Source organism: Syntrophomonas sp. UBA5494 (genome assembly GCF_002426325.1).
This window is the reverse complement of sequence record NZ_DIPG01000083.1, coordinates 1-5,291: the sequence shown is the minus strand read 5'-3', so window position 1 is coordinate 5,291 and position 5,291 is coordinate 1. Positions and strand designations below refer to the sequence as shown.

Below are 5,291 nucleotides of genomic sequence, written 5' to 3'. Positions count from 1 at the left end.
CTAATCCGTCAGCGCTCTTCCCTGTCATAAGGCAGCCCTAGGGCTGCCGGCGGTCCGGCCTCCTGTGCCCGTCTCTGTACGGCTGCGATCAAGACCAGGATCGTCAGGACATAGGGCAGCATCTGTAAAAACAGCGGGGAGATAGTAACCCCGATGGTTTGAAGTCGAAAGGTCAAGGCCTCAACCCCGCCGAATAGATACGCTCCCGCCATGACCCAAAGCGGGTTCCACATGCCGAAAATAACCAATGCCAGGGCAATCCAGCCTCGCCCTGAGGTCATGTTTTCCATCCATGCCGGGGCAAAGGCCAGGGATAGATAGGCTCCACCCAAACCGGCCAGGGCACCGCCCAGGAAAGTATTTAAGTAGCGCATCCGAGCTACGTTAATGCCGTTGGCGTCAGCTGCAGCAGGGTCTTCCCCGGTGGCGCGCAAAGCCAGGCCCCATGAGCTTTTATAGAGCAAAAGATATAATACCGGCACCAGGATAAAACTCAGGTAGACCAGGGCGTCCTGTTGAAACAGCACCCTGCCAATACCTGGAATTTCCGAAAGGCCGGGGATTGGAAAAGCAGCGAAACGATCTGTCAGCGGAGTGCCGACATAGCCTTTGCCAATAAAGGCGCTCAAACCGCTGCCGAAGATAGTCAGAGCCAGTCCGCTCACTACCTGGTTGCCGCGCAGGGTTATGCAGATCAAGGCATGGATTAAGGCCATCAGACCCCCGGCCAGCAGCGCCGCTGCGATTCCCCACCAGTTATTGCCGGTCAATACCGTAACCAGAAAACCTGATACAGCCCCCATCAGCATCATGCCTTCCACACCCAGATTCATTATCCCGGAACGCTCCGCCAGCATCTCCCCGGAGGCTGCCAACAAAAGCGGGGTTCCGGCTTGAACCGCTGCGGCCAGGAACTCAACCATCATGATACTGCTCATCCCTCAACCTCACTTTTATCATTTCTGGCCAGGCGATGACTGAGAAACACCTCTCCGCCTAAAAGGAAGAAAAGCACTAATCCCTGAAGAATCAGGGCAATTGATACCGGCACCCCTTCGGTCTGAATGCTGTAGCCCCCCACCAGCATGCCTCCGAACAAGACTGCTACCGGCACGATAGCCAGGGGGTTCAGGCGTCCCAACCAGGCCACAATTATGGCGCTATATCCATAACCCGGAGACAATCCATGCTGCAGCCGGTGGGTGATGCCAGCGACCTCAAACACCCCGGCAAGCGCCGCTAATGCACCGCTTAATGCCATAACCAGTACGATGTTTCGCGAAATATTCATTCCCGCATAACGGGCCGCATCCCAGCTTTCCCCGATTACCCGTATTTCGTAGCCCCAGCGGCTGCGGCGCATTATTACCCATAGGATGACCGCCAATAACAGAGCTGCCAGCAACCCCAAGTGTACTCTTGAATCGCCCCAAGTAGGTAAAGTGGCATTTTCGGTAAAACGCGGGGTCAGCGGGAAATTCAGGCCTTTGGGGTCCTTCCACGGCCCCAGGACCAGATAATCCACCCAGAGAATTGCCACATAATTTAGCAACAAGGAGCTAAGGGTTTCGTTCACCTGCAGAGACGCCCGGAGCAGTCCGGGTATATAAGCCCACAGGGCTCCGGCCAGCATGCCGGCCAATATCATCGCCGGCAGCAACACCCAGGCCGACCACTGCCCCCAGGCCAAGGCCACCCCGCTGGCAGCGAACGCCCCCATATAAATTTGACCTTCAGCGCCAATATTCCAAAGCTTCATGCGAAAAGCCAGAGATATGCCCAAGGCGGCCAGCATCAACGGGATGGATTTGACCAGGGTCTCCGAAAAGCCGTAATAGCTGCCAAAGGCGCTTTTCAGCATGCTCTCATAGACTATCAGCGGAGAATGCCCGTAAAGCCACAACAAGACAGCACCGGCTAGTAGCGATAAAAGCACCGAAAACAACGGTACCATTATGCGTATGCCCATACCGCTCTCTTGCCGTCTGACTAAATGAAAGGGCATTCAAGCAACACTCCTTTTAATCTTTACATGACTAACTGACCGCGGGTGAAGCCTCTTGCGGCCAGTCTATCCCCGCCATCCAGGCGCCCAGCTGATCCATGGCGGCCTCTCCTGTCGGAATCAATGGCGACAGTCTTCCATTATACATCACCGCCACCTTGTCAGCGTGCTGAAGGATTTCTTCCAGATCTTCCATCACCGCCAGTATAGCGGTTCCCTGGCTGCGGGCTTCATCCAGCAGGGCATAAACATGCTCAGCGGCGCCTACGTCCAGGCCGCGGGCTGGATAGGACGCCAGTAATAAGGCTGGCTTGGGCAGCAGTTCTCTGGCCAGCATCAAGCGCTGCAGGTTGCCTCCCGATAGCAAGCGAATCGGACTAATCAAATCGCGGGTCGAAATAGTAAACCTCTCCACCAGGCTCTTTGCCACCTGATCAATATGTTTAGATTTTAATAAGGTCTTAGAACTGTAGGCGGGACTCTGGTAATCGCGCAATATGATATTTTCAGCCACGCCCAAGTTGCCGACCAATCCGGTATGCATCCGGTCTTCCGGAATCATGCGCACGCCTCTTTGCAGCAACTCCCGCACAGTAAGACGGGTGATATCGCTTCCCTGCAAAAAGACCCGCCCGGCAGTTGCCCTTCTCATACCCGCCAGGGCTTGCAGGAGTTCTTCCTGTCCATTGCCGGCCACGCCGGCTATGGCCACCATCTCCCCTTCTCTAGCCTCCAGGTTGATCCCTTTGACCATAAGCTCTCCCCGGTCGCCTGCCACCTGCAACGCTTCCACCTTCAATGCCACCGAACCGTCTTTCTCTAGGAGTTTGCGGTAATTCGTCCGGGTCTCCCGCCCTATCATCGTGCGGGTCAAGCTGCGACTGTCCACCCTGCTAATAGGCAGGCTTTCAACAACCTCGCCTTTGCGCAAGACTGTTACCCGATCAGCTACTGCCATAACCTCATTGAGTTTGTGGGTAATTAAGATCACGGCCCGGCCCTCGTCTGCCATCTGCCTCAGGATTGTAAAAAGCTCCCGGGCCTCCCCGGGGGTCAGCACTGCGGTGGGCTCATCAAGAATCAGCACCTCGCTTTTTCGGTAGAGGGCGCGAAGTATTTCCACCCGCTGTTGTTCTCCCAGCGATAAGCCGCTCACTTTTTTGTCGGGATCCAATTGGAAACCATAATGTGCGATGGTCTTTTCAACTTCCGTTTTAAGCTGTTTTTTTTGTATCCAGAAAGGATAGCGCTTGTCTCCCAATATAATGTTTTCAGCCACGGTTAAACGCGGAACCAGCATAAAGTGCTGATAAATCATCCCGATGCCTTTAGCCATAGCGTCTTGAGGAGAATTAAACGCTACCGCTTGCCCCTTGAGTATGATCTTACCCTTATCGGGGCGATACATGCCCGCCAGAATACTCATTAGCGTGGTTTTACCGGCTCCGTTTTCGCCCAGCAAAGCATGAATCTCCCCGGGCAGCAAGCACAGGTCAACACCGCGGTTGGCCTGCACACCGGGGAAGCATTTCCAAATATTCTGCATTTCCACTAAGGCAACTGTCATGATTCAATATTAGAGGCGGCCTTGGGCCGCCTCTTCTCCCTTGGTTTCAACCGGGGCTGTTCTTTATTGTGCAGGAATCGTTCCCACTACCCCTTCAACAAACCAGTTAAGGGCCAGCATATCTTGATCGCTCATGGTCTGGCCGGCTTCAATTTTAATGTTCCCTTGCTGGTCTTTGACGGGGCCTTTAAATACGTCAAATTTCTTTTCCTTAAGACCGGTTTCCTGTGCAGCTACGTTTTGTTTGACATCTGCGGGAACCTTATCGGAAATGGGGGCCAAGGCTACGATGCCGTCTTCCAATCCGCCCCAGTAGTCTCCGCTTTTCCAGGTGCCGTTCTTAACCTGTTCAACTGTTCTGACATAATAGTCTCCCCAGTTGAAAATGGGGGAAGTCAGGTTGGCATTGGGGGCGAAGGGGTGCATGTCACTGTCGCAGCCAATGGCCAAAACGCCCTTTTCTTCGGCAGCTTGTTGGGCCGCATAGCTGTCTTGATGCTGCGTAATCAAATCGCAGCCGTCCTCTATCAGACTTAAAGCCGCCTGTTTCTCCTTGGCCGGATCATACCAGGTATTGGTCCAGACTACTTTTACTGTAGCGTTGGGGTTTACTTCCCGTACCCCTACCGTAAAAGCATTGATACAGCGTATCACCTCAGGGATCGGATAGGCTGCCACATAGCCGATTTCGTTGCTTTTGGTCATCTTGCCTGCCACCAGGCCGCTCAAATAACGGGGCTGATAATCCCGCCCAAAGTAAGTGCCTACGTTGGCATCCCGTTTGTAGCCGGAGCAGTGCATAAAGACCACATCCGGATACTTGGGCGCTACTTGGATGACGCTGTCCATAAAACCATAGCTGGTGGCGAATATCACTTTACAGCCCTTCTGCGCCAGCTCATTTAAAGCCCGTTCCGCATCGGCGCCCTCGCTCACGCTTTCTTGAAAAATGGTTTTCACGTAAGGCAGTTTCTCTTCCAGATATTTTCGGCCTTGATCGTGAGCATAGGTCCAACCCGCATCACCGGGGGGGCCCACATAGATAAAGCCCACCAGCAACTCCTGTCCTGCAGCCGGCGGGGCCGTCTGAGACTCTTCCTTTTTGTCTGCACAGCCTGCTACAACCGTTAACATAAAGACCAGCAGCAGCATTAGGGCCAGATTTTTCCTAGTAGGTCTCTTCACGGTTCAACCTCCTTCAAATCATAGTTTTAGTATCAAACTGGGGCAGCATACATGGAGTTATTAATTCTTGGTTTACTTGCACAATTCCTCCAGTAATTTCGATTATTCGTCAATAAATAATCTATATCCGCATTAACGGCTTTTATCAAATGCAACTCCTCAATTTGTGCAAGCAGGTTCATTTTGTTAAATATTTTCCCGCTCCGTATAGTGAGTGTGCAGGAATTTGATCGCTTTATCTTGATAAGGTTTCCCCAGGAATTCCTTATAAAGCTCCTGTACATACGAATTTTCATGAGACTTTCTCAGGGTTTTATTCCGGTCTTCATTGTAGATGGCCCTGGTGCGAGCCTTCAATACCTCGATGTCACCGTGGTGATAAGGCTGCCCGCCGCCGCCCACGCAGCCGCCGGGACAAGCCATAATTTCGATAGCGTGGTAGCGGCATGAACCATCCCGGATACTTTCCAGGAGTGTTCTGGCATTTCCCAGCCCGTGAGCAACGGCGATGCGCACATCCATACCATTGATTTT

General features: G+C 53.1%; 5 protein-coding genes. All 5 read right to left on the bottom strand.

What is annotated here, in order from left to right; all coding sequences use genetic code 11:
- Positions 1-8 precede the first annotated feature (8 nt).
- Positions 9-938, bottom strand: a complete 930-nt coding sequence (locus B3W37_RS09150; protein WP_481042026.1) for an ABC transporter permease — start codon at positions 936-938, stop codon at positions 9-11.
- Entirely contained in the window at positions 935-2,005 is a 1,071-nt protein-coding gene (locus B3W37_RS09145) for an ABC transporter permease (RefSeq protein ID WP_483175489.1), read from the bottom strand. Before B3W37_RS09145 ends, B3W37_RS09150 begins: the two co-directional genes overlap by 4 nt.
- A 31-nt stretch (positions 2,006-2,036) precedes the next feature.
- On the bottom strand, positions 2,037-3,572 hold the full coding sequence (locus B3W37_RS09140; protein WP_483175487.1) for an ABC transporter ATP-binding protein: 1,536 nt from the start codon (positions 3,570-3,572) through the stop codon (positions 2,037-2,039).
- A gap of 63 nt (positions 3,573-3,635) precedes the next feature.
- Positions 3,636-4,724: a BMP family ABC transporter substrate-binding protein gene (locus tag B3W37_RS09135; protein ID WP_483175490.1), complete on the bottom strand. Its 1,089-nt coding sequence runs from the start codon at positions 4,722-4,724 to the stop codon at positions 3,636-3,638.
- Positions 4,725-4,943: 219 nt separating this feature from the next.
- Positions 4,944-5,291 (bottom strand): iron hydrogenase small subunit (locus B3W37_RS09130; protein ID WP_483175485.1); only part of this gene is annotated, 348 nt, incomplete at its 5' end.